This is a genomic window from Pseudohongiella sp. (genome assembly GCF_040877505.1).
Classification (GTDB): Bacteria; Pseudomonadota; Gammaproteobacteria; order Pseudomonadales; family Pseudohongiellaceae; genus Pseudohongiella.
Map to the genome: position 1 here is coordinate 1 of NZ_JBBDNQ010000005.1, position 1358 is coordinate 1358.

At 57.3% G+C, this 1358-nt stretch carries 2 protein-coding genes; both read right to left on the minus strand.

Annotation, left to right across the window (positions count from 1 at the left end):
• Positions 1–620 (minus strand): transposase (locus tag WD071_RS00170; protein WP_368046255.1); only part of this gene is annotated, 620 nt, incomplete at its 3' end.
• 197 nt (positions 621–817) lie between these two features.
• A complete protein-coding gene (locus tag WD071_RS00175; protein WP_368046256.1) occupies positions 818–1309 on the minus strand; it encodes a transposase in 492 nt (163 codons plus the stop codon).
• Positions 1310–1358 lie beyond the last annotated feature (49 nt).

Here is a 1358-nt window from a genome sequence, read left to right on the forward strand (position 1 = left end):
GTGCTGAACACCAAAGACCACTGCTGTGCGTCTTCGAGGCTGTCAAAGCCTTCTGGCGGATACTCCGGTCGTTGTTTGGCGGTACCGAACAGGGACTCGATGTAGGCGTTGTCATTGGATACACGGGGCCGACTATAGGAAGGTGTGACACCCAGCTTTTCAAGCGTCGCCGGTAGCGTACCGCCTTTTAGCGCGCTGCCGTTGTCCGAGTGCACCACGGGTGGGTTATTCACACAGCCCTCTCGCAAAAGCGCTTTACGCAACACAATGGCGCTGTTGGCTGAGTTTTCTTCCTCGAACACTTCGGCGCCAACGATCTTGCGGCTGTACACATCCAGGATGAAGTACAGATAAAAGAACCGCCCTCGAACCGTTGATTTCAGGTGGCTCACATCCCAGCACCAGACCTGGTTTGGTGCCGTCGCTTCGTGTCGTCGTGGCGGCCCGACACGACCGCTCTGGCGTGAGCCCCGGCGATGATGTTCATTATTCTCGGCCAGCACCCGGTAGAATGAGGACTCAGAGGCCAGGTACCAATCATATTCATCCATCAAGATCGGTACGATCTGTGTCGGTGGTAAGCTGGCATAGTCGGACTCGTGACATACGGCCAGGATCATCGCTTTCTCCAGGGCTGTCAGTGCATGGGGCGGTGTACGTTTGGGCGCATGGGGTCGCTTATCCTCACCACCTTGTTTCCAGCGGCGATAGGTATTTGTGCCTATGCCCAGTTCGGCACAGGCGCTTTTAAGGCGAGCCCCATCGGCCCACGCCTCGTCGACCAGCTGCGTAGCTCGCTGGCGATCCAGGGTGCTGGTCAGTCGTCCTCGTCCCCCCAGATCGCCCGGGCCTTTTTTCGCAGTGTCAGTAACGCTGCGGTTTCGGCCAGGGCTGCGTCTTTGCGCTTAAGTTCGCGTTCGAGTTCACGGTTGCGTTTTTTCTCTTGCTTGACCGCTTCACGACTGCGTTTTTCAAAGGCTTCATCGCGCTCATTGGCGGTCTCGCAACTCTGGCGCCAGCGGCGAATGTGTTCAGGGTAGAGGCCGCGTTTTCGACAATATTCTCCTAGCTCGGCCTCACTGAGCGCCGCCGTCTCAAGCACGGCATTGAACTTGTCTCTTGAGCTCCAGCCTTCGGGATCAGAGCCATGGTCTGGCAACAGCTGCCCAGCCTCGCGGGCCTCTTTCCGCCACTTGTAGAGGGTGGCATCGGAGATGCCTTCTTCCTGGGCTAACTCCGCTATAGGCCGGTTATTCGGTGGCAGCAATTTCCGCATAATGGCCTCGCGGCGCTCTGGTGGATATTTCATGGCAACCTCTATCTCGCCCCACTTTATTGAGAGAGTCTAACATCAAGTG